General features: G+C 61.0%; 21 protein-coding genes. 8 read left to right on the top strand and 13 right to left on the bottom strand.

What is annotated here, in order from left to right:
- Nucleotides 1–75: 75 nt before the first annotated feature.
- Complete coding sequence (locus AC6JAC_RS18485) at nucleotides 76–2,535, top strand: NACHT domain-containing protein (RefSeq protein WP_497965959.1); 2,460 nt, start codon at nucleotides 76–78, stop codon at nucleotides 2,533–2,535.
- A 446-nt stretch (nucleotides 2,536–2,981) separates the two neighbouring features.
- Here AC6JAC_RS18485 and AC6JAC_RS18490 read toward each other — a convergent pair whose 3' ends face one another.
- Nucleotides 2,982–4,766: a Kelch repeat-containing protein gene (locus tag AC6JAC_RS18490; RefSeq protein ID WP_497965961.1), complete on the bottom strand. Its 1,785-nt coding sequence runs from the start codon at nucleotides 4,764–4,766 to the stop codon at nucleotides 2,982–2,984.
- A gap of 1,061 nt (nucleotides 4,767–5,827) precedes the next feature.
- Nucleotides 5,828–6,520 carry a hypothetical protein gene (locus AC6JAC_RS18495; RefSeq protein ID WP_497965963.1) on the bottom strand — a complete coding sequence of 231 codons (693 nt, stop codon included), beginning with the start codon at nucleotides 6,518–6,520 and terminating at the stop codon, nucleotides 5,828–5,830.
- 343 nt (nucleotides 6,521–6,863) lie between these two features.
- On the opposite strand from AC6JAC_RS18495, the gene AC6JAC_RS18500 reads away from it, so the two are divergent.
- Both AC6JAC_RS18500 and AC6JAC_RS18505 read left to right on the top strand, forming a co-directional pair.
- A complete protein-coding gene (locus tag AC6JAC_RS18500) occupies nucleotides 6,864–7,136 on the top strand; it encodes a helix-turn-helix domain-containing protein (RefSeq protein ID WP_497965966.1) in 273 nt (90 codons plus the stop codon).
- Nucleotides 7,126–7,764, top strand: a complete 639-nt coding sequence (locus AC6JAC_RS18505; RefSeq protein WP_497965968.1) for a helicase associated domain-containing protein — start codon at nucleotides 7,126–7,128, stop codon at nucleotides 7,762–7,764. Before AC6JAC_RS18500 ends, AC6JAC_RS18505 begins: the two co-directional genes overlap by 11 nt.
- A gap of 110 nt (nucleotides 7,765–7,874) precedes the next feature.
- Here the strand turns inward: AC6JAC_RS18505 and AC6JAC_RS18510 are convergent, their stop codons facing one another.
- Entirely contained in the window at nucleotides 7,875–8,198 is a 324-nt protein-coding gene (locus AC6JAC_RS18510; protein WP_497965970.1) for a hypothetical protein, read from the bottom strand.
- A 131-nt stretch (nucleotides 8,199–8,329) separates the two neighbouring features.
- Nucleotides 8,330–8,647, bottom strand: a complete 318-nt coding sequence (locus AC6JAC_RS18515; protein ID WP_497965972.1) for a helix-turn-helix domain-containing protein — start codon at nucleotides 8,645–8,647, stop codon at nucleotides 8,330–8,332.
- Nucleotides 8,648–9,481: 834 nt separating this feature from the next.
- Here AC6JAC_RS18515 and AC6JAC_RS18520 point away from each other — a divergent pair.
- Nucleotides 9,482–9,793 (top strand): endonuclease domain-containing protein, encoded by a 312-nt coding sequence (locus AC6JAC_RS18520; RefSeq protein ID WP_497965974.1) that lies wholly within the window; start codon nucleotides 9,482–9,484, stop codon nucleotides 9,791–9,793.
- A gap of 728 nt (nucleotides 9,794–10,521) precedes the next feature.
- On the opposite strand, the gene AC6JAC_RS18525 is transcribed toward AC6JAC_RS18520, so the two are convergent.
- A complete protein-coding gene (locus AC6JAC_RS18525) occupies nucleotides 10,522–10,995 on the bottom strand; it encodes an HNH endonuclease signature motif containing protein (RefSeq protein ID WP_497965976.1) in 474 nt (157 codons plus the stop codon).
- 358 nt (nucleotides 10,996–11,353) lie between these two features.
- On the opposite strand from AC6JAC_RS18525, the gene AC6JAC_RS18530 reads away from it, so the two are divergent.
- Both AC6JAC_RS18530 and AC6JAC_RS18535 read left to right on the top strand, forming a co-directional pair.
- Nucleotides 11,354–11,995 carry a hypothetical protein gene (locus AC6JAC_RS18530; RefSeq protein ID WP_497965978.1) on the top strand — a complete coding sequence of 214 codons (642 nt, stop codon included), beginning with the start codon at nucleotides 11,354–11,356 and terminating at the stop codon, nucleotides 11,993–11,995.
- Entirely contained in the window at nucleotides 11,985–13,130 is a 1,146-nt protein-coding gene (locus AC6JAC_RS18535) for a tyrosine-type recombinase/integrase (RefSeq protein WP_497965980.1), read from the top strand. Before AC6JAC_RS18530 ends, AC6JAC_RS18535 begins: the two co-directional genes overlap by 11 nt.
- A 263-nt stretch (nucleotides 13,131–13,393) precedes the next feature.
- On the opposite strand, the gene AC6JAC_RS18540 is transcribed toward AC6JAC_RS18535, so the two are convergent.
- From AC6JAC_RS18540 to AC6JAC_RS18560, 5 genes are all read right to left on the bottom strand, one after another.
- Nucleotides 13,394–13,777 (bottom strand): hypothetical protein, encoded by a 384-nt coding sequence (locus AC6JAC_RS18540; RefSeq protein ID WP_497965982.1) that lies wholly within the window; start codon nucleotides 13,775–13,777, stop codon nucleotides 13,394–13,396.
- 146 nt (nucleotides 13,778–13,923) lie between these two features.
- The gene (locus AC6JAC_RS18545; RefSeq protein WP_497965984.1) at nucleotides 13,924–14,811 is read right to left on the bottom strand and encodes a DUF695 domain-containing protein; all 888 of its coding nucleotides are present in this window, start codon (nucleotides 14,809–14,811) and stop codon (nucleotides 13,924–13,926) included.
- 327 nt (nucleotides 14,812–15,138) lie between these two features.
- Nucleotides 15,139–15,360, bottom strand: a complete 222-nt coding sequence (locus AC6JAC_RS18550) for a hypothetical protein (RefSeq protein ID WP_028271036.1) — start codon at nucleotides 15,358–15,360, stop codon at nucleotides 15,139–15,141.
- Between the two features lie 204 nt (nucleotides 15,361–15,564).
- Entirely contained in the window at nucleotides 15,565–15,798 is a 234-nt protein-coding gene (locus AC6JAC_RS18555) for a helix-turn-helix domain-containing protein (protein WP_028271037.1), read from the bottom strand.
- Nucleotides 15,798–16,436: a hypothetical protein gene (locus AC6JAC_RS18560; RefSeq protein ID WP_497965986.1), complete on the bottom strand. Its 639-nt coding sequence runs from the start codon at nucleotides 16,434–16,436 to the stop codon at nucleotides 15,798–15,800. The genes AC6JAC_RS18555 and AC6JAC_RS18560 overlap by 1 nt, the downstream gene beginning before the upstream one ends.
- Nucleotides 16,437–16,615: 179 nt before the next feature.
- On the opposite strand from AC6JAC_RS18560, the gene AC6JAC_RS18565 reads away from it, so the two are divergent.
- Nucleotides 16,616–17,374 (top strand): SDR family NAD(P)-dependent oxidoreductase, encoded by a 759-nt coding sequence (locus tag AC6JAC_RS18565; protein WP_347899320.1) that lies wholly within the window; start codon nucleotides 16,616–16,618, stop codon nucleotides 17,372–17,374.
- A gap of 49 nt (nucleotides 17,375–17,423) precedes the next feature.
- Here the strand turns inward: AC6JAC_RS18565 and AC6JAC_RS18570 are convergent, their stop codons facing one another.
- The gene (locus tag AC6JAC_RS18570; protein WP_051628873.1) at nucleotides 17,424–17,831 is read right to left on the bottom strand and encodes a hypothetical protein; all 408 of its coding nucleotides are present in this window, start codon (nucleotides 17,829–17,831) and stop codon (nucleotides 17,424–17,426) included.
- A gap of 158 nt (nucleotides 17,832–17,989) precedes the next feature.
- Here AC6JAC_RS18570 and AC6JAC_RS18575 point away from each other — a divergent pair, with 158 nt between their 5' ends.
- Nucleotides 17,990–19,216 carry an MFS transporter gene (locus tag AC6JAC_RS18575; protein ID WP_497965989.1) on the top strand — a complete coding sequence of 409 codons (1,227 nt, stop codon included), beginning with the start codon at nucleotides 17,990–17,992 and terminating at the stop codon, nucleotides 19,214–19,216.
- Here the strand turns inward: AC6JAC_RS18575 and AC6JAC_RS18580 are convergent.
- The gene (locus AC6JAC_RS18580; protein ID WP_497966867.1) at nucleotides 19,163–22,009 is read right to left on the bottom strand and encodes a cation-translocating P-type ATPase; all 2,847 of its coding nucleotides are present in this window, start codon (nucleotides 22,007–22,009) and stop codon (nucleotides 19,163–19,165) included. The two genes, AC6JAC_RS18575 and AC6JAC_RS18580, sit on opposite strands and share 54 nt — an antisense overlap.
- Before the next feature lie 81 nt (nucleotides 22,010–22,090).
- Nucleotides 22,091–22,567, bottom strand: coding sequence for a hypothetical protein (locus AC6JAC_RS18585; protein ID WP_497965991.1), 477 nt, complete (start codon nucleotides 22,565–22,567; stop codon nucleotides 22,091–22,093).
- Nucleotides 22,568–22,588 lie beyond the last annotated feature (21 nt).

The raw sequence follows: 22,588 nt of genomic DNA on the forward strand, positions 1-22,588 counted from the left end.
CTTGGCCAAGATTCCCCGCCTATCGAACTCTCGAGTATCTACGTAGAGCCGACACTTTCGGAAGCCTCAAGTCCGATGGCTGGCATCCCCCGGCGCATACACGACGCCCCCGTCACAAGTGATGAGTTGACCATCCGAGAGGCCTTCGCCAAGTCGTCTCGCACTGTGATCTTAGGTCCGGCTGGCGTCGGCAAATCGACTTTAGTCAAACATGCCGTACAAATGATCACAAGGGATGAGTCCGAAGACCCGCCGATTCCATTTGTTTTAGAACTCAAGCATTACCAGTCCCGGCCGATGGCGGACTCCGTCCTGTTCAAGGAGCATCTCGTCAGGGGCGTCACCCAAATGATGCAACATACTCCACCCGACGGGTGGATCGACTACATGCTCCTGACCGGCAGGGCCTCTGTCTTCTTTGACGGCTACGATGAGGTTCTCAGCAGCGCGGACCGCGTCGTGATCAGAGACGCTATCCTCAGCTTTGCCCGCCTTTATCCCGCTTCGGCAGTGATCGTGACGACCCGAATAATTGGCTATACCGCTATCGCGTTCACGCCTAACGAATTTCTTCACGTCGCGATCAACGACTTTCAGTCGAACCAAGTAGATCTTTACGCTAAAAAATGGTTTGCCAGCCGGCCTTTGATTGGCGTGATCGACAACGAAGGGACAATTTCCTCGTTTCTGTCAGAAACCGAGAAATATGCAGCAGATCTACGCGCGAACCCGCTGATGCTGAGTTTGCTCTGTAGTGTCTTTTACCACCAGGGAGACATCCCCCGCACTCTGGCTGAGCTGTATGAACGGTGTGCCACTTTGATGTTCCAGCAGTGGAGCGTCATGCGCGGACTGGAAGATCCTGGCGTTTGGCGCCACGACTTGCGTCCGGCATTGTTCCATATCGCATCGGTCATCCTCAATAATGCGGAGTACAGGCGCGAGGGAATGCCAAATGCCCGTCTAGTCCAAGAATTGCAAAGCTTCTTTCAGGAGCACTCGACCATTTCACTTGATGCCGCACGCGACCAGGCACAGACGCTGGTGAGTGCATGGTCAGGCCGTGCATGGGTGATCACGGAGGTAGGCCGCGATCGCTCAAATCAACCAAGATTCGGGTTTGTTCACCAGTCTTTCTTGGAATACTTCTCAGCTGTTCAGCTGGCCAGAGCCAGCGAAACCGCGCAAGAGCTATTTGCGAAAGTTCGAGAACGACTCATTCGCATGAACGGCTGGTCGGTTGCCCAGATAACTGTTTCGGTATGGAATACATACAGAGATGGCGGCGCCTCCAAGTTCGGCGAGGTCTTGCTCGACAATATCTCCGAGAGCACTCCCCTAGATGCTCTGCATCTGCTTATGTTTTGTGCGAGTCTCAGAGAATTTGTGGACTTCACAAGATCGGTAGATGCCCGCTTCACGGATGCTGTCATAAAGCTGTATATGGATAGTCTTCCGGATGTTATCCGCGGAGCTAACCTCAGCAGCCTTCACGAAGAATCACGACGTGCTTCGGACGCCATGGATGAGGATAGTTTCGAGGCCCTGGGAAAAGGCGACTTCTCGAAGGCGATTCGACTGCAGAACCCCGACAGCCTAGACGACGAGACCGAGCCAGCTTCCACTGCGCAGCTAACGACGCTTCAGGCTGAACCTGCGCTGCACGCGTTGGTCGGTTTTGCGGTACGTAATGAAGCTCAGTTTCGCCTAGTGCTGGATCAAGCGCGCGACGCCTCTTCATGGGCTTCCGATCCGGTAGGAACTTTTGTCACCACTGCCTATTTGTTCCACCTGATCGGGGAACAATTGGACAGCACGCCGGATGTGACACGAACACTCGAAACCGGAGCCCTGTCCGAGCTACTGACGGTCCTCTACGCACGAGTCGGCGACCAGCCCGCTAGCTGGCTCGCCCACGCTGCGGCATTTGCATCGGGCCTAATCCATTGGACCGCTGCCTTGCGACTGATTCCCTGGAACTCAGTATTCACTCGGGAATCTGTAGTTCTGTCCTACATCGCTGACTTCGACATGGAAAGCGTGATTTCGGGCGACTTGGTTGACGACTTCATTTACGGGCGGTCTTCTTACCGAGACGAGACCCTATCGGGGCTCGGTTCTACGTTCCTCAGAAGCTTGACGGAATCAGGTCCAAACGAAAAGCGGCCCTGGTCCGGGATTCCCAGAACCGACGTGAACGTGATGATGGGATTACGAATCAGAGCTGATGCAACGGAGATGGCGCGGAAGATCTCAGACCGTAGCTGGGGACCGGAACATACCGCAGGCTTCTTTGTGCTCCTCGCTATAGCGACTGAGTTGAACGGGTCCTTCAGACCCAGCCGCTACGACTCTGGCCGGAATAGCCCGAGGGTTCAAGCGCTGTTGCGACTGACGGATACCGCCTACCTTAGCCAAGCGTCCGAAACGGAGCACCTCGCCCACATTGATTCGATGCACTTACGGCAAGCCATTCTTCGCTGGCGCAGACAGGAAATCTCGCTTACCGATTGGGGTCGCCAGGGGCGGGGGTAGGACCCCCAAGGGGAACACCTTGTTCCCCGCTCGTGATAGCCGCTCCCTACGCGAAGGGGTTGGGAAGCCGCAGGTTCCGCGTCTGACAAGTCCGGACGACAACAATATGACGCGGGCATGCATGGAGGCCGTCCTAGAGACCGAGCGGAGATCCCGCATCTGGTGATGGCCGGCCCACCCACGCGCCGCGAGACAGCCAGGCTGTCGGTGACGGTCGAGACTGGGTCATTGTGGCGGCCCGCTTCCAGCAGGGGGCAGCAACACGATATGACCACCCTTCTCACCAGCGGAGGATTCAGAACCTTCATATCGAGCACGCGGCCGCCGCTGTCTCCGTTGCCTCGCAAATAGTGAAGACATCATCCGGAATTGCCCATTGCATGGCTCGGGAGCCGCCATGCCAATTGGAGTGGGGCTGCCCTTGTGGCCACGAAACACTGACTCGCCTACTTGTAGACGTAGGCGGCAGAGAGCGGAGTCCCAGATCCTGAGAACATCTGAAGCCCACCTGCGATAAGTATTGAACCGTCCTTGAGCGCAGTGGCCGTGTGGACAGCCCGTGACGGGTAGACGTTCGTCCCGTTCGCCCAGGTGCGCGTCTTGAGGTTAAATATTTGGGTTGCCGAAATAGAATTTCTTGCCTGGCCTTCACCGCCGACGACTAGGGCCCGATCACCCCTCATTTCGGTGAGCGTGTGCCCAATTCTGGCGGAGCCCATTGGAGCTGTTACCGACCAGGTCCGCGTGGCCGGATCGTATAATTCGGCGCGCGCCAAAAATGCCTCGCTGTTGAGTCCTCCGGCCACGAGCACTTTCCCACCAATCAGAACCGCGGCGTGCGAGGAACTAGGGATCGACATAGACCCGGTTGCGGACCAAGTGCCATTTGCTGGGTCGAATATCTCTGAGGTCGAAAGGAACGTTTGTGTGCCGACCAGCACGCCTCCTGTGACGAGTACTTTTCCGCCAGGAAGCAGTGTTGCAGTGTGACTGGCGCGGCCGGCAACCATGGATCCTGTTGGGGTCCACACCCCGGTCTTCGGATCGTACAGTTCAGCCCTGGCGTAATCAGGATGCCTCAGGCCGCCCGCGACTAGAACTCTTCCGTCCTCGAGCAGCGTCGCCGTGTGGTTTTCCCGAGGTGCAGACATGGATCCAGTGACAGACCATTTGCCTGTGGCAGGGTCGTAGATTTCAGCACTGGCTAGTGGTCCGTGTTGGCCAAGACCGCCGGCGACAAGCAATCTTCCGTCTTTGAGCGCAGTGGCCGTGTGGCCATCTCGCCCTTGGATCATGCGCCCCGTCGATGACCAGGTATTGGACTTCGGATTGTAGATCTCGGCCCCATTCTCGAAGCCGGCGATATTGTCTCCGCCGACACCGCCTACTGCAATGACGCGCCCGTCGTTCAACTCGGTGGCAGTATGCGCTGCCCGCACTTCGTCCATGCACGGTGCGGGCTTCGATATCTTCAACGGATCGGGCGTTATTTGTTTGGCGATCATTTCCAACATGGGCTCGATCCAGCACCGCTCACGAGCGACGGATGTCGCACCGTCATAGATCGGTTTCCCGACCGGTTCTCCTGTGTCCGTTACGCCAACTAGTCGGAAGACACCATCGATGACTGACATGACGGGGCCACCGCTGTCGCCTATCAAAGTCGTGGACGTATCTGAGTGGGTGCAAAAATGCATCAAGGGGTCGGCTTTGGAACAATAAGACGGGTCAACGACGTTCGTCTGCATTTGGGATAGCTGAGTCGGCAGGTCTTGCGGCTTGAGTGACGTAAGTCCATACCCGGCGATCGTCACCGGCTCACCGATTTGAGGATCAGCATTGGCGAGCTCAATTACCGGTTCGGTGGCTGAGGATTCAAGGACCAGAAGCGCTATGTCGTCGGCCGACAAACCGCCGGAACGGTACGCGGGGTGGACAAACGACTTTGCAAACACGCTCTTTGGGTCCGCGAACCCGTAATGAAATGTGACTTTGCTCGTATCCCCATACCCAACAACGCAGTGGGCAGCTGTCAAAACCACATTGGATCGTATTAGCGATCCCGTGCAATTTCCCCCTATGACATGAGGGTCATTTATGTCGCCACCTCTGTTGGGCGTGAATACTTTGACTAGAAAAGGAAAGCTTGCTCGATCGGATGGTTGGCCGTTGGTGATGGCGCCGGACGGTGCCGCATTTCCAATCAGGAATCCGCAGAGCAGTAGGGGCACCGTTAGAACGGCCCGCCAGCATCTCCGCTGTCGTCGGTGGCCACTGGATCTCGGGTGAATCTGACTGAGTTGCAAAGCGCGCTCCTTCGATTAGCCGGTCTACAGGCGGCTGAGGAAGCACTGCAATAAACGACACCCGCGCCCCGTGCGCTTCTCCGACGTTGCCTTAGGCAGGTATAGCAACAGAAATTGGACGAGCTATAGAGTGTCCGCTACCTGTATGGCAATTTCTCGAGGCGTGCGAACCGGCCGCCGGGGAGAAGAAGCGTCAAACAGCCCTAGCGAACGACGATAGGCATGGTTGGAGTTACCTTGCGCCGCAAGATGTGAGCGTCTACAAACTCTTGGGTTGGGAGACACTACAGCGCAATCGCGCGGGACGTGGTACGTGGTCCCGACAGCATGGGGGAAATGCGGCGGTGCCCCTGGGAGCGGACATATGCAAATTAGGTAGCCGCAATCTTTTACCGGTGACCCGCCTGGGACATTCGAGCCGAGCAGCGGAGCGTACCATGTTCACTTCCGGCGATCTGCACACGCCCAACTTGGTGAAAACATGCGGTCTACAGCCGTCGGAGCCAGCGGCGTTTCCTAGCAGGTCTGGCGAGTCAGTCATGGCGTGTGCTGATGGACAGCCCATCCCGCTCGCGGTTATGGTTGTGGGTCCTGTTTTACAGGCAGGTCTGCGGTGGCGGGGGGAGCCTTTTTGCGCAAAGTGACCAACGCCGTCAACAAGGCGGCCAGCGAGGAAATTAGGCCAGCCAAAGCGGTGATGAGACCCGTCAGGATGACGAGCCCTCCCTCCTCCGCAAAGTAGCAGCAGCCGCTACCAGCGTACCGAACAACGCCCGTAAGGCCGAGAATCACCAATAAGCATCCAGACACCAGCACGAGCAGGCTGATCTTCAACCAGCGACGGGACATAAGACTCCGGCGTTCCATGTAGCCCACCCCCTTGATCCTGTGACACTCTGGAAATCAATGGTTGTGAACACTTTACAGCTGCCCATGCGGACTGGATAGAATTCCACGGGTAGTGAGACAACCGGACAATGAGGCGACTAGGTTTGAGTTCTTTCGAACTCACGCAGCATTTGCCTTGTCTTGCGCCCAGCCATCTTGACTATCCTGCGCTCAGTCTTCCGTTGGCTTTTCTTAGCAGTGACAATCTGTTGGACGATACTCGATCGTCCATCCTCAACCTGAGCCAGCACGGCACGGGCGGTCCCGAGAAGATCCTCGTGATTTTCCTTGGCCCACACCGTTTGGAGGTCACGAGCGGGGAGTCCCGCCGATTTCTCCTCCAAAAGGGCTATCCCACCCTGGAGGCGCTTTTGTTGACGCGCATTTTCGCCTAGAAGGCGATACAGCTGCTTGACCTGCTTCCGATTTTTTCGGAGTAGTCGGGACACCTGCCAGTAGCCCTTGTAAGCTACAGGATGCGTGCCGTAAATGCCGATGAATAGGAATTTGACGGCAGGTGCAGACAGGACCACGGCCAGACCTGCTGCACAGCCGTTCAGAGCCACCACCTCTGCCCACCGGGCCTGAGGCATTCCTGCCAAGCTATTGAGAGCGGCAATTTCACTGAACAGCAGAACTAGGATCGTTGCTGCATGGGCCAAAGATGTGGCCAGTCGCCTAAAGGGTCCCATTTCATCGAGTCGGAGGTACCGGACTTCGACAACGAAGGCCAGAGCAATGACCGGGATAACCGTAGCCATGATCTCCCAGAACTTGCTAGAGCCGTCCATCGGTCCCCCCATTGTCTGTAGCGATCATCACTAAACCGGCCACCATTTGCATCGTGACAACTGTAACCGGGCGGGCGGGTTGCCAAGGGACATGACCGGGGTGGGGGGTGGACCCCGTCACGCTGGGCAGCCGCCCCCGCTCGTGATAGCGGCTCTCTAGTCGAACGGGTTAGAAAGCTTTCGGTTCAATGCCACGCAATGAGGTCGTCGTCCTTTGCTCGGGCAGCAGGGAAAGCACGTTGCCAGCAGAATCGCGTTCGGCAGCGAAACGTTGGTAAGTAACTAATCACAGCCGAATGGGCCGCACTAAGACTACGGCCGGCAGAGTTACTAATATTGCAGCATGTCACCCCAGCAAGCCACTCCAAGCCGATTCCTGACAATCGAACAAGTCGCAGAGGAACTCAACGTCGGCGTGCCGCTGGTTCGGTCACTTCTAAAGTCAGGCGAACTGAGAGGATTCCAGGTAGGGGGGCGTCAGCTTTGGCGCATCGGCGCCGACGACCTTGAGAGCTACATCGCTGACGCTTACGACCGAACAGCACGGCATGTTGCGTCGGAACAGGTTGCAGGTGGCTTTGGGGCGCAAGCTAGTCGGGGGCAACATGAGCTCTGACGAATGGACGCTCATGTATCGCCGCGGCTTGAGTGCCACAGTGATCGCGAGGCTATGTGATGCTCCAGTTGATCGCGTGGTCCGTGCCCTTGCCTGGAGCAAGCGTCGGGACCCTTCACTGGCTGCCGAGCACAAGCAGCGCGTACCATCCCGGCCTCCGGTCATCTCCGTCAAATGGTGCGAGCGATATCAAGAGCTCATAGAGTTCATGTCGTCAAACGGCAGATTGCCGTTCACGCAGGCATCCGATGACGCAGAGGCTTCACTAGGAAGATGGCTGGCCCGTCAGCGATACGCCCTTACCAAAGGCAAATTGGATAAGGAACGGAAGAGCCGGCTCGACGAGGCCGGCGATTGGAGCAGCCCAGCCCGGGTTCAGCGCGACATGGCCAATTGGCATGGGCGCATGAACACACTCGCTTCGTTCATGACCACGTCGGCTCGATGGCCCTCGTACCGGAACTTCACCGACTCAGCGGAACGTCAACTGGGCGTTTGGCTTCATGCCCAACGGCAAAACGCCCTCAACGGCCGAATGACCGACGAAATGCTTGCCGCCATCAATTCGGCCGTCCCCGGCTGGAATACCTGGAAGCCAAAAAAGGGAGCGGGCAACCTGGAGCGATAATTCGCATGGCTGCATGGCCGTTCAGTTAGGTGCTAGCGAACGAGGTCCTCTCGATACATCGAGATGTATCCCGAGGAGCCGTAATTGAACGGCGTCGCCTCTAGTCGCCTCTAGTTGTCGTCGCTGATATCGTCCGTGCCGCCATCCAGCGCTTCCTCGGATTTCATCGACTCGTCAACGACAGCCCTCAGGCGCTCTTTAGCCTCGGCCGCAGCGGCTTGACTTTGCTTGTACTTAGCCCAAGCATCCTTCCCGGCATCAATGCTCTTTATCCCGACGGCCCCAACCAAAACACCTACTCCCACCAGCACCGGACCGGCCTCCTTCAAGGCCTTCTTCGCAGCACCCGATTCAATGGTTTTGATCAAGTTTTCCACCCCACCCTCGATCTTCGCCTGGGTAGTAATCCATTCGTAAAGGCCTAAGTTGCTCACTATCGTTCCCCCTCCCCGGACCTGCAATCAGGGCTAGCGCTACTGCCGTTCAGTTTAGACGGTTGGCGCGGACTAGATCGACTGAATTGAGCGCGGCGTATCCCGCGGCGCCCTCACTGAATGGCATTGCCTTAGCTCTTGGACCCCATCGCCCGCCGTCCACCCCGGTAAGGAACTCGCTCCGGCGGCGCTGCCGAATCCGTAAGAAGCTCGGCGACAGGGATACCAAGCACATCCGCTATGTCCCAAAGCCGCTCGTAGGCCACGCTCTTCCTCCCCCATTCGATTCCTATTATCATGTTCCGGCTTAGGCCGGACTCAAGAGCAAGGGCCTCCTGCGAGAGGTCTTGGGCCAGCCGCAGCTCCCGGATACGCGCTCCTGTAGAGCTTCGCCTCTCCTGCCACCGCGCCTTCTGCGCATCGGTCGCTTGGTTAGGTCTTGCAGGCATTCCTCCATGTCACGCAATAATGTCAGTCTTGTCTGCTCAACTAGTGATACATACATAGACGGGACTGTTAGAAGGGCCATGATGGCCGAGGAAATCGGTTACGGCAGCGCAGCACCAAAAGCAGCAGAGGAGATGTGTGCAGGCCCAGGCCGGAATGGCCAGGACCACTGCGACAACGTGGTCGCAGTTCTGATAACAGGCCTTTGCAAGAGTCACCACAGTCAGGTCAGTCGGGGCACTGAACTCCGACCACTCCGAAATCGCTCCAACAAGAATTTGCCCTGTGCTGGTCCGGGGCATGACGGGCAGCTCTGCGGAATCCAAGTGCACAATCGGGCGACTGGGCTTTGTTCGTCACACGATACGCAGATGCGCAAGGGTCGGACACTCACGGTCCTCCGTAAGCGCACAGTGATAGATTCTGACGCACTATGCATTGGCCCAGGACTTTCAGACGCAGGATGTGACCGCCTCGCGCGCTTCAAAAGGACGGGACTCTGCTGGAGCCACCAGGAACAACAGAAAGCAGGCGTCGAACTCAAGCCCCTAAAGCCCTACCGCCACTCCGACGATCCGCGGGGCGAGTGCTCATTCCCCACGTGCAACAAGGAGTTGTACTGTAGGGATCTCTGCACGGCACATTACAACCAGCTCACGATCGGTACGCCGTTAGGGCCACTGGCATCTGACCGGCGCTCCCCAATTTCAGCCACGGAACGTGACGCAGATGGAAATAAGTACTGCCACGGCTGCTCAACGTGGCAGGACATCACGACGTTCACCATTAACCGCTTCCGCGTTGATGGGCTTTCCGAGTTCTGCAAGACCTGCCGCATGTTCAACAGGATCCGTAATGTCTATGGCCTGGAACGTGCAGACTATGAAGCAATGCTCCTCCGTCAGGGAGGAACCTGTGCCCTTTGCCCAAGAACTTCGGACCGTGGCAAGCCGCTGGCAGTGGACCACGATCATTCGTGCTGCCCTGGAACAAATACGTGCGGTAACTGCATTAGAGGGCTTCTGTGTGACAGCTGCAATCTTGGTCTGGGCTATTTTGCCGACGACCCAGAGTTGATGGTTCGCGCGGCAGCCTACGTGGCTGCCGACGCACGCACGACCGACCATTGGGCCACGGCTGGACGTTGAGCTCCAAAGCTCAACGTCGTCTTCCACCTCCACGGCGCTGAAGGTCTGAGAGGTCGAGCCGCTGCTCTTTGCTTGAGCAGCGACGATGAGAACCTTTGGTTGCTGTTGGAACTGATCACCATGTAGATGCCGGGGCGGGCTCGATGGCCCGCCCCTCTGCGGTATCGCGATATCGCACAAAGCTCTGCAAGCCTTCGGCTATGGCTTCGCTTTATATAGAGTGCGGTTTAAAACGGGGCACTGTCGCTCCCCCAAGGTGGAGGACTAGGTGATTCCGGGCGTTGACGCTGCCACCATGCCAACTCTTCCGCCGTCCATTGGTGAGGCTTCAAAGCAAATCCGATCCAAGGGGTCTTGCTGTCAAAGTCACAATGCTCGGGCATTGTGAATCGATGGATCGAGCTCCGGTTGTATCGTGCTCTGCTCACTAGCAGCCCAGCGCCGCGTGCTTGGCGCCAGTGCGCTGTGATCGTAGCTTCTCGCCTTACACCGGTCAGCTCGCACAGGGTCGCCCGATCAACGGTTGTGAACTGCCCGCCTCCTGCCATAAGCATGGCATGTAGAGTTCGCTTGACTGGAGATCTCAGCCCTGCCCGGTCAATGGCAGCGCGGTAATTTTCTGGATTCCACACGCTGTCCTCCGTCCCCACGGGGGGCAGAAGCAGGTACCCCGAATCCGACCCGTCAGTTCCGGTCCAGAAATCAGCGCTCGGAGTCGTGCCCAAACCTCACCATTCAGCACGGGCAGCCGCCCTGAGCGCCAGCCGACCGTCAGGTTCAAGGTCCGAGAGCTCAACGGCCAGACCTTCGTCAAGGGCACGTTCCCACATGTAGATCTCAGAATCGCCAGTCCTTATCCCAATCAACATGCTGTTCTGCTGAGGCGTCACTACTTGCAGATGCATAGGATTGACACAAAAGCGTAGGTTGCAGATGTGGTCAATCTGCATACCCTTGGGAATCGGCCCGTGCACCCGCTCGTATGCGTAACGGTGGGCATAGACGATAGTCCCGGCACGAAATTGACCATAGCCGCCCACGGTGCGGCGCCCCATCCATAGGTGGCAGCCTCCCGGCAAGCGCCTGATCATGCTCTCAAAGCGCAGTTCTGGGTGCAGCCCCGTGCGGGGTTTTGCGATAGCGGAGGCACCGCCCCGGACAGGCACATCCTGGCATGGCGTCGTCGACGGCAGATCCTTCAAGCCGCCACCTGCTGCTGACGGGCCCAACTGACGACATCTTCAAGCCGATAGCGGCAGAGCGCTCCAAACTTGTAGAACTTCGGGCCGCTAGCACGCCCCGACTGCGCAAGCCATTTTTCGGAAACTCGGAGGTACTCAGCAGTTTCACGTCTGGTGAGGAACGGGGATTCGAGCCGATCCTGCTTGGGCTGAGCGCCGGCAACCCCGGCTCGTAATTGTGTGCTCAAAGCACTCCTAATTCAATGCGGCCGAAAGCACTATTTGCTTGTCAACAAGACCGTGCTTTGAATGTTAGTAACTTTTGCCTGGCAACACAAACGTCTTGGCAAGTAGAACTTGTTATGCTTTGACTATGGACATGAGCAAGCTGCCAGCGCTAGCGCCAGGCATTGAATACATAGGCCCGCCCGATGGCCCAGCGGAGTACACAGCCAAAGATGCAAACCTGACCCTCCCGGCCCTCCGCGCGGATTACCGCGTGCACGGGCTGCGGGTCAGCATAGGCTGGATCGTCGGGCACGAGATGGGCAACTTCAGGCACCCCAACGAACTGAACATTCACTTCGACTCAACTGACTACGGCCTCGGCTACGGCCAGGAGGGGGCAGCCCCATTCGAGGGCATCACAACAGCGCTTTTGCGCGCGCTGCCCATGGCTCACGCCCGCGCATTGATGCGGGAACGGTTTGAGCAACTGTCGGTTGCCGGTGTTGCCCGGGCCATCATGCCCTTGCCAGCTCGCGTTGAGAAGGACGGTGATTATCTCCATGTAGCAACGGCGTACCAGGCACTCTGCCAAGTGTCATTGGAACCCTTGAAACAGTTGGAGCACCTAACGGATCAAAGCGCTGAAACTTGGTCGGCGCGCATTCGCCGCGCAAAGGCGAAGGGGATGCTGGTGGGCAAAGGGAGTAAGACGACGATCGGACCCGACTTCGAGGAGAGGGCATCGGCAATTTGGGAAAGCATGAAGAAAGGCAGGTCGCCCGGTGGCGATTAACAAGCTCTCTAGCGGAGTCAAAAGGTGGCAAGCTGATTGGACAACAGCAGACGGCATCCGCCAGCGGAAGCGGTTTGCTACGAAGCGGGAAGCCGAAGACTTCCTCCACACGACAGTGCGGGCCATCCGCGGCGGTACTTTTATAGACCCGCGTACCGCAAGTAAAGTCACCGTTTCCCAGCTCTACACCGAATGGATCGAGCGCATCGCAAACGTCGGCGCCAACGGTCGAAAGCCCGCCAGCCCCAAGACTGTGGACAACTACCGCCGCTGCTACGAAAACTATGTGGCTCCCAGGTGGGCCCACACGCCCGTCAGCAACGTCCGTTACGATGACGTCGCCGAATGGATCACGACCTTAAAGGGGCAGGATGGCCGCCCAGCGGGCGTTACTACGCGCCGTGAGGTCGGGCTGTATTTCGGCCGTCTCATGGGCCACGCGGTGAAGAAGCGACTACTCCCCAGCAACCCGACAAAAGACCCACTTGGCCAAACGGACTACGTGCCTGCCAAAGAGAAGCAGCGGCAGCACGTATATCTGACCATGCCCCAGCTCACAGCACTGGCTCGTGAATGTGAGGGCTTCGAGCTCTTCGTAATGCTGGCGGGAACCGGTGGCCTTCGTTGGGGTGAGATAACAGCGTTGTCCTTCGACGACTTTGAATTCGGGGTGACACCTTCGGTAGCGGTTCGTCGGGCCTTCTCGGAGGTAGGGGGAAAACTTGTGCTCGGGCCGACGAAGGGAGGGAAAAGCCGAGTTGTCCCGCTCCCCCGCCTCATTGCCCGTCGATGCGAGCAAATGGCCGGCACGAACCTCGGAAGTGAACGCGTCTTTACTGGTGGGCGCGGCTCTGTCCTGCGTAACAACACTTGGACGAAGCGCCACTACGCCCCCGCCATCGCCAAGGTCATGGCAGCGGATCCCTCATTCCAACGGCCTACGTTTCACGACTTGCGCCACACTGCCGTTAGTCTTGCGATCAGCCAGGGGGCCAACGTGAAAGTTGTCCAGCGAATCGCGGGCCATGCGAGTGCAACCATGACACTCGACACCTATGCGGGCCTCTTCGACCACGATCTTCATGACAGCGCGGAGCGATTGAACGGCGCGCTCGTGAACCTGGGCTGGAACTAGCCCGTCAGTTTTTCGTCACCCTACTGCGATTCTTCCCAGGATATGTAAGAGAAAGCACTTCCTCTCGTAATGAAAAGGTCATCAGTTCGATTCTGATAGGAAGCTCGGGATAGACCCCCTAGAAATCAAGGTTTCTGGGGGGTCTTTTCGCTGGTTAAGCCCAAAAGACCCCCACTGGGGGCAAGGCGCAGAATGGGCCTGCGCCGGTCAGCGCCGAGGACTTGAACCCTTCACGATCGCGGGGTGCACGTGTTCACCCCGGCTCAAGCCACTACGACCCATTCGTCGGTGTAGTCGGAGAACGGAGGTCGGTCGGGGCAGTCGATGGACGTCGCAATCACCGAACCCAGGTCCACCTCGAAACGGACGCAGGCGCTGACCGTCCGTTGCTCGCCCCAGAAGCCTCCGCTGGTCGTCACGTGCTCACGGTAATAGTGATCGGTATGGAAATTCCCCTCGGTGTCCCAGCCGAAGGCGTAAGGGTCGCGGTTGTCGCTCAGGTCTCCGAGTCTGGAGACCACCAGGTCCCGGTTGCTCGTATCGGCGGCTGCCGTGAACCGGATGAACCAGTCTTTGCCTTCGGCCGCCTCTTGTCGGATGGCGTTGCGTCCCATTTCCTCGATGGAGGCCCTGGCGCAGGAAGTCATGACGAGCACGAGAGACAGGGCGGTGGCAACCAGAGCGCCGATGCCGACGGGTGTCCCCCTGACCCGACTAGCCTTCAGTCTCCCCCGTGCGAAGTTCTGATGAGTCAAAAGAGTCCCCCAATGTTTGTTCCCGGCGCGCTAAGTTGTCATGCGAACCGACGTACGTGCTTCCACCCGGGGTCAGGATCGTGGCGGGTGGCCCCGCCGGCCACACGAGCCGCGGTCTCGATGGCGTCGCGTCCGTTTTGGTCCTCGGAGTCCGAGTAGTAGTGCAGCAGCCTTGCACCGGCTGCTGTCTCAAGGGCGACCAAGATCCCCCGCGGTCCAAGTGCCGCGGAGATGTCATCCTCGATTCCGCGGAGAGAATCCAGAGAGTCCACCGTCGGCAGCCCGTCGTCCCGCTTGTCGTCATACGGGATGCGTATTTCGGTATGCAGGTCGAAGAGAGGGTAGTCGATCCATCGCAGGGGCCGGCGGGCGCTTACGATGACCCTTTCGCCGCCGTGTGTCATTCCCTCCATCAGAACCCATTTGTCCGCCTGGACTTGTGCGGCCATTGCGTCGATGGCCGCGGTGAGATCTGATGCGGTGGCGGTGGCCGTCTCTCCGTTGTCGGTTATTTCTATGGCGCGCACCCATCGTTCGACCCCATCCTCGCCGAGAATCCAGTCGAGGAGCAGGAAGGATACCCGGAGGGGCCCGTCCTCAGTCATTTCCACAAAGAGCGGGTGATGAACGTCTATGTCAAGGCATTCACTTTCGGAGTCCACCTTTAGACCGAAGCGGACATCGCCAAGGCGAAGCCGGTGGCCATCGATCTCGATGACGTTGCCGAGCACACCCTCGGCTGGCTGGCGGGCGGCAGCGTACTCCCAGGATTCATCCGCGGCCGGAGCCGACCGAAGCCATTGTTCCGCGATTCGCCGCAGAGCGGCATCGCCTTCGGAGCTGACGGCAAGGAGATTGCGGGACGTGCGCCCGGGTCCGGTGTCCCATGCCAGGTCCGGGTCTACGGCAGCGAGTTGTTGGCTCATCTCGTTGGGCAAATCACCCCATTGACCGGTTGCCGCTGCGGCACTGAATCGGGCCGCACCTTCCGATGTCCACCATTGCCAGAATTTTGAAATTGGATGTACGGAGGCCGGAGCGGCCTTGCGCCTAAAGAATCCCATATCAACCCTTCCTCGGCGCACCACGTCGCCCCCGCCTGAATCTACCCCCGGACACGCAAGACCACGTCGAGAATTACCTGTTCTGAGCGGGGCACTTCTGGATGCGGTTCATCACTGCAGCACAGAGCCCGGCCGGGTAGATCCGACCGGGCTCTCTGCCGCCTAGTTCACTGACGTCAGTGTCAGGTGTCAGTCGACTTTGCCGGACAGTGCCACCAGGACACCTGCCAGGGCGAAGAACTTGTTGCCTCCCAGTTCGCGGACCGTGTTGATGCCAAGGCCGGCCAGCAGTTCGTCGTGCTTCTCGGTGAGACCGGCAAGGGCCGATGGTGGCGCGGCCAGGACCTCGTCCAGCGTCGAATTCTCGTACGCCTTGTCGAGTGCTTTGCCCAGTTCAATGGAAACAGCCATAGTCTTGCCCTTTCGTCAATGCGGAAACAAGCCAACCGCCTCGGCCTCACTGAGTAAGGCCTCTGCGGCGGACGAGGGAATATGGGTTCCCGCGTCTGGGGGCAACACTATCCATGGTCTGTAGGAGTGTCGCGCATATGCATGCTGGGCCGCGGGATAATTCACCGGCAGACTGCAACTCAGGGAGCCATGCTCCTGATCCGCTCAGGAGGACGCCCTGCCCGTCACCAGCAGGTCACCCACTTGGCAGTCCAGCGCGTCACAGATCGCCGTCAGCGTGGAAAACCGGATGGCCCGCGCCCGGTCGTTCTTGAGCACTGATAGGTTCACCAGGCTCACACCGACCTGCTTGCTTAGCTCCGTCAGGGTCATCCCCCGCGCCTCGAGGAGTTCATCGAGGCGGCAGTGAATATCCGAACCCTCGTCATCGGCCGGCATTAAACCAGCCCTTCGGTGTCCTGCTGGAGGCGGCGGCCATACTGGAAGACCCCGGCGATCAGCACCATGACCAGGCCAATCGTCAACGGGGTGGCGTTGATCTCCGCCGCGAAACCGTGTGACAGCCCCGGGGTGCGCCCGTTCGCTGCGATCATCTCCGCCACCCGGCCCAGCGCCCACCCGTCGAGGACCTGGCCGAACGTGCCGGCCAGCGCCAGAAGGGCGCCGCCGGCACCCACCATCCAGACCGATTCTGCGGTGAACAGGACAGCACTCCGAAGCCGGTAGGCCAGCAGGAATACCAGTGCCAGAACGGCCAGGACGCCCACCTGGTTCAGCACCGCGCCCCAGGCCAGGAGCTCCGCGGGACCGGCCGGAAGTTCGGAAATGGTGGCCTCCAGCGACGTGTAATGCCCAGTAGATTCCAGCTCCAGGCCGGGGACCAACTGGTCTTTGCCGGCAAGCGGAAGCTCCAGTGTCACGGGTCCGGTGAAATACCCTACGATTCCCGCTACGGACAGAGCGGTTGTGAGTATTGCGGCAGCGGCCGAGGAGATCATCACGATGGTCGCCTCTTTTCGGGAGACAATCGTCGTCCATCCGCGCTGCGGCCTGCCCTGGTCTTGCGTTGCTTTCATCATTCCCCCACGAGTTATCGACAGTCGTTAATAATGACAATCGATAAGCTACGGCAGTCTGCCGGTCTGGTCAACGGCGGCGGATGCTCTTTGGCGAACCGCAACAAGCCGATGAGTAGGATGAGCGACTGTAGGGACAGACGGAATTTCTGCGGCACGTTACGGAGAGGAACCCCACTATGGCTCAGTTCACCGGCAAGGTCGCCCTGGTCACCGGAGGCGGCTCAGGCATCGGCGAAGCGATCAGCAAGGAACTCGCGGCGAAAGGCGCCAAGGTTGTCGTGACCGATATCAACCTGGACGCAGCGCAGCGGGTTGCCCGGGAAATTGTGGATGCCGGCGGCACCGCCTCAGCGGTGCGGCAGGACACGGCAAAAAAGGAGGACGCCGAGATGGTTGTCCGCCATGCCGTGGACACGTACGGAGCTTTGCACTTCGCGGTCAACAACGCCGGCATCGGCGGCAAGCAGGCCCCCGCAGGCGAGACGGACCTGGACGAATGGGACAAGGTCATCGGCATCAACCTCAACGGCGTGCTCTACGGGATGCGCTACCAGATCCCGCAGATGCTCGAGGCGGGGGGCGGGAACTGCGCCATCGTGAACATGGCCTCCATCCACGGCACCGTCGCGGCACTGGGCAACGGCGCTTACACCGCAGCCAAGCACGGCGTCGTCGGAATCACGAAGAACGCCGCCGCCGAGTACGGTCCCCAGGGTCTGCGCATCAACTCTGTTGGCCCCGGCTACATCAAGACACCGCTTGTCGAAAGTAGCCTCAGCCCCGAAGTCCGGAAGGCCCTTGAGGGAAAGCATTCCTTGGGCCGGCTCGGCACGGCGGAGGAAGTTGCCCACCTTGTCAGCTTCCTCCTCTCCGAGGAAGCGTCGTTCATGACGGGCGGCTACTACCTGGTGGACGGCGGCTACACGGCCGTATGACAGCTGGCTGGTGACCGGGGTTTCCTGACGATGCCGTGGGAGGCGCCGGTCACCGCCGCTTGAACGTAACCCCTCCGATGAGCCCTGCGAGCGCGGCCGGCAGGGCGAACAAACCAAAGATCTGCGGCATCAACGACGGCGGCGTGGTGATCATGGTCGCCAGGCCCACCAGTGCCACCGGCGCCGCAACGCAGAGCGTCACCCATAGCGGGTACTGCCTGATCTGGGACCAGACCGCCGCTGCAATGGAGGCAGCCGACCCGGCGAGCATGAACAGCCGGCCCACACGCAGCCGCTCCACAAACTCCGGCACCGGCTCGTAGGCGAACAACAATGTCCGCTCCAAGGAAATGCCTGTCAGGATGATGGAAACGCCGACCAGCCCTGCCCAAGGCAGCGCCCGCCCCCTCCACCACCGGCGGACAACGTAGCGCTCGTCTCCCGGTGAGTTCGTCACCCTGCGATCTTATCCGCTGGCAGCTGCAGGGCACCCGCAGAGCGGAAGCCGGCGCTATTGAAATCCGGCAGGCCGTCCGAAACTCTTGAGCTGTGGAACAAGGCTCGTCTGGCCGGACAGCTCCCCGGCGCGGGGCCCCTCCGGCCACACCGTGGGGCATGGTGCTCAGGTTCGGGCTGGTCAGCCTGGCCGTCGATGCCGTGTCCGACGGCGCGCGCCCGCTCGCCGGACCGCTCCTTGCCCAGTTGGGTGCCTCCGCCTTGGTGATCGGGCTGGTCACCGGCGGCGCCGAGGCTGCAGCCCAGGGGCTCCGGCTCGTCTTCGGGCCCTGGGCGGACCGAACCGGGAAGTACTGGACGTTCACGCTGGCCGGCTATGCCCTCACGGCGCTGTGCATCCCGCTGCTCGCCGTGGCGCCCGCATTGGGTGCCGCGGGGCTCATGCTGGCCTCCGCCCTCATCATTGGCGATCGCGTGGGCAAGGCTGTCCGCAGCCCGGCGAAGACCGTCCTGCTGGCCGCCGTTGCCGAGCCAATCGGGCGTGGACGCGGTTTTGCCGTGCACAAGTCCCTGGACCTTGCCGGCGCATTTGCCGGGCCTCTGATCGCCTCCGCTGTCATCGCGGCCACCGGCGCACTGTGGCCGGCGTTCGCGGTCCTGGCGATTCCTGCCGCGTTTGCCATGGCCCTCCTGTTCCGGATGCGGCGCCGCATCCCCGATCCACACGGACCACGTGTGCCGGGGATGCTGGACGCGCAGACAGATTCGGACGCCGGGGCCTCTGCCGCACGTCAAAAGGAGCGCCTTTCCGCGGTATTCGTCCTCTTCGCCGTTTCCGCCTTCTTCTGGAGCGCCGGTCTGGTGGCCTTCGGAGTCGTCGCGTTCCACCTGACGTCCACTGTTGGCGTTCCCGTGGCCGCCGTCCCGCTGGTTTACGCCGGCGGCATGGCAGCCGCCGCCCTGGGAGCCCTCGCCAGCGGCTACGCCTACGACCGCGCCGGCGGCGCCGTGCTTCTGGTCCTGCCGGCCCTCGTGGCCGTGATCCCGGTGCTGGCTTTCTCCTCGGGGGCGGGACTGGTCCTGGCCGGAGTGTTCGTGTGGGGAACCGCCACGGGCATCCAGGACTCCACGGTGAAGGCACTGGTGGCCGATCTGGTGGTCCCGGCGAAGCAGGGAACGGCATACGGAATCTTCGCCGGTTTCGAGGGAGGCGGCGCACTCGCCGGCGGCGCCCTGTACGGCGCGCTTTACGGTTCCCGCCCGGCCCTCATTGTTGCCGTGGCGGCCCTGCAGGCGGTTGCGACGGTCCTGCTGCTGGTAACCGTGATCAGGTCACGCCGGACCGGCCCCGCCCCGGAGTCCGCCCATGGTCCGGAACCTGAATGACAGTTTCCGGAGTTCACCGAAAGCCAGGACTGCGGATGCCAGGAGGACGCAGGCTCCCCAGTGGTACGCATCCATGGATGCCGTGCCGAAAGCACGCTGCAGCAATGGCACCTCAACCACGGCCACCTGCAGGACCACAGCCAGCGCGACGGCACCCCACAGCCATTTGTTGACGAACAGGCGGTGGAACGCGCTGGAAGTCTCGGACCGGGAGTTGAACGCGTTGAACAACTGGGCGAACACGAGGGTGGTGAACCCTGCGGTCCGTGCCACCTCCAGGGAATCGTCGCCTTCCACCAGCCCGCCCGGCAGGAAGATGTCGATGGCGAACAGGGATGCAAGCCCCATGACGAGGCCCACCGACAGTATCCCGGACCACATCCGCCGGCCGATGATCCGCTCGGTGCTCCTGCGTGGCTGGCGCGCCATGACGTCGTCGATCTCGGGGTCCACCCCCATGGCGAGCGCCGGGCCGGAATCCGTCACCAGGTTGATCCAGAGGATCTGGGTGGCGAGCAAGGGCAGGGCAACAGCCTCGCCCGGGGCACCGGCCAGGCCCAGCGCCCCGGCAAAAACGACGCCGAGGAAGACCGTGAAGACCTCTCCCATGTTGGAGGACAGGAGGTAGCGCAGGAATTTTTCGATGTTTTCGAAGATGATGCGGCCCTGGCGGACGGCCGAGACAATCGTGGCGAAGTTGTCGTCGGCCAAAATCATCTTGGACGCCTCCTTTGTGACCTCTGTCCCCGCGATGCCCATGGCAATGCCGATGTCCGCCGACTTCAGCGCCGGTGCGTCGTTGACTCCGTCCCCCGTCATGGCCACCACGTTGCCCTGTGCCTGGAGCGCATCAATGATCTGCAGCTTGTTCTGCGGTGCCACCCGCGCGTAAACGGAGGTGGCGGCCGTGACGGCGTGCAGCCCTGCCTCATCCAGCGCATCGAGCTCCGCCCCGGTGACCGCACGCTCCCCCGCTACCGCTATCCCCAGGTCGCCGGCAATCCGGGCCGCGCTGAGCGGATGGTCGCCGGTGATCATCAGCACCCGTATTCCGGCATTCTGCGCCGCGGCCACCGCAGCGGCGGCCTCCTCCCGGGGCGGGTCGATGATCCCCACCACTCCGAGGTACACCAGCGTGCTTTCATCAGCTTCGTCCAGCACCTCAAGTTCGTGTCGGTCCTCTTCGCCGTAACGGCGGTAGGCGACGCCGAGCGTCCGGAAGGCCTGCGCGGACAAAGCGTCCACCGCTGCCAGCGCCTGGTCACGGCGCACCCCGTCCATCGGAACAATGCTTTCACCCACCTGCAGACCGGTGCAGCGTCCGAGCAGCACGTCCGGTGCACCCTTGGTGACCAGGGACAGGGTGCCCAGTTCCTTGTGGTGCGCCACCGCTGACATCAGCTTCCGCTCCGAAGTGAACGGCACTTCACCGTGACGTTCATATTCGCCGACGCGCTCCGTGACGCCTTCCAGCTTGCGGGCCGCGACGAGGAAGGCCGCCTCGGTGGGATCCCCCTGAATCTCCCACTCGCCGTCGTGCTCTGCCAGCTGGGCGTTGTTCGCGAAGGTGCCGCCGGCAAGGACAAGGCCCACCTCCAGCAGCACGGCCGGATCGATATCGTCCCTGCCCTCCTGGCGGGCGCGGCCCTCCGGCCGGTAGCCGACGCCCGTTAGTTCCACCTCGCCCGAAGCCGTGACAATCCGGCCCACAGTCATCTCGTTCCGCGTCAGCGTTCCGGTCTTGTCCGAGGCAATCACCGTGGCGGAGCCGAGTGTCTCCACCGAGTGCAACTGCTTCACGACGGCGTTGCGCCGGGCCATGCGCTGCACGCCCAACGCCAGCACAACAGACAGGATGGCGGGCAGCCCCTCCGGGACTGCCGCCACCGCGAGCGACACACCGAGCAGCAGGACGGTCACAAGGTCGCTGAGTGAGGTGACGCCGTTAACGGCCACTACGGTGACCATAACCACGACGGCGATGACGATCACCGTGGTGCCCAGAAGCCGGCTCACGCCCGCAATTTCCTTCTGCAGCGGCGTCGGCTCGGCGACAGTCCGCTCTAGCATCCCGGCGATGTTGCCGACTTCGGTGTCCATGGCCGTTCCGGTCACCACCGCCCGTCCCACGCCTTGGGCCACGGCAGTGCCCTTGAACACCATATTGAGCCGGTCGCCCAGCGGAACAACACCGGACAAGGTTCCCGGGTTCTTGAAGACCGGCTCGCTCTCTCCGGTCAGCGAGGCTTCGCTGACACGAAGCGACGTGGCGGTGACCAGGCGGGCATCCGCCCCTACGGCATCGCCCTCACCCAGGACAAGGATGTCGCCGCGAACAAGCCCCGCTGAGGGCACCGTCTTCAGCTGACCGTCGCGCAGGACAGTGGAGTTGGCCGCCGTCATGACCTGCAGTGCCGCCACGGCCGTCTCGGCTTTGTTTTCCTGGACGAAGCCCAGCACCGCGTTGAACAGGACCACGGCACTGATCACGACGGCATCGACCGGAACGCCGCCGGCACCCTCCGCTGCCCAGGCTACGACTGAAATGGCGATCGCAGCCAGCAACAGGTAAATCAGCGGATCCTGGAACTGGGAAACGACCCGCCGCCACCAGGGTGCCGGCGGCGCGGACTCGAGTTCGTTGGGCCCATCTCGCTCAAGCCGGCGGGAGGCTTCCGCCGAGGAAAGGCCGGTCGCGGGGTCAACACCGCAGGCGGCCACGGCTTCGGCCGCCTCACGGAGGTGCCAGGGGACGGCATCGGGGGATGCCGCCTGTCGAGGGGCATCCGTCATGGCGCTGTCACCCACATGCCCCCACCCTTGCCCACCGGGCGGGACGGCGCAAGGGGCCTACGGCCCCTGTCCGGCGTCGGCTCAGCGGCCCGCCCATACCGACGCGGCCCCGGAGTGGCCCGTGATGATGCTCTGGTAGATCAGGGCTGCGCCCGCCAGGGCCCCAACCGTCATCGCGGCGATCCGAACCGCGCGATTGTCCTGCAGCCGTCCGATGGATCCCAGCCGCCGCGCAAAGGGTTCGTGGGTGACAGCCAGCATCACGGCCATGACCACAAAGAACGCCACGGCAAGGTACTTCAACAGGTCGCCCTGTTCAACGTGCTCGTGGAGGAGATGCGACGCCGGAAGTGTTTTCTCCAACTGTTCGCCTGCCTGTGCGGTGATAAGCGTCAACGGGACCAGACCGAGGGAAAGCACGCCCAGCGGCCACACCAGGTAATCCCGCGCAGCACGCCACACGCCGTAGACGATTGCAGCGATCCCCGCCAGCGGAGACAGTACGACGACGCCGTGGATCAGCAGGATGTGGGCAGGCAGCCCCGCAATTTCGATCATTCGATTTCCTCCACTACAACA

This window comes from Arthrobacter sp. KUASC02 (assembly GCF_059739395.1).